The organism is Chitinophaga agrisoli (genome assembly GCF_008386695.1).
GTDB classification, from domain to species: Bacteria; Bacteroidota; Bacteroidia; order Chitinophagales; family Chitinophagaceae; genus Chitinophaga; species Chitinophaga agrisoli.
Genome location: NZ_VUOC01000152.1, coordinates 1 through 333 on the forward strand (window position 1 = coordinate 1; position 333 = coordinate 333).

Here is a 333-nt window from a genome sequence, read left to right on the forward strand (position 1 = left end):
GATCGTGGCACTTTTCGGAGAAATGTGCGCGGAACCCCTATTTGTTTATTTCTCTACATACATTCAAATATGTATCCGCTCATGAGACAATAACCCTGATAAATGCTTCAATAATATTGAAAAAGGAAGAGTATGAGTATTCAACATTTCCGTGTCGCCCTTATTCCCTTTTTTGCGGCATTTTGCCTTCCTGTTTTTGCTCACCCAGAAACGCTGGTGAAAGTAAAAGATGCTGAAGATCAGTTGGGTGCACGAGTGGGTTACATCGAACTGGATCTCAACAGCGGTAAGATCCTTGAGAGTTTTCGCCCCGAAGAACGTTTTCCAATGATG

1 protein-coding gene is annotated in these 333 nt (G+C 42.3%); it reads left to right on the forward strand.

Annotated elements, in window-relative coordinates:
* Positions 1-132: 132 nt before the first annotated feature.
* Positions 133-333: serine hydrolase family protein (locus F0L74_RS33075; RefSeq protein WP_050346405.1), on the forward strand; the 201-nt coding region annotated here is incomplete at its 3' end.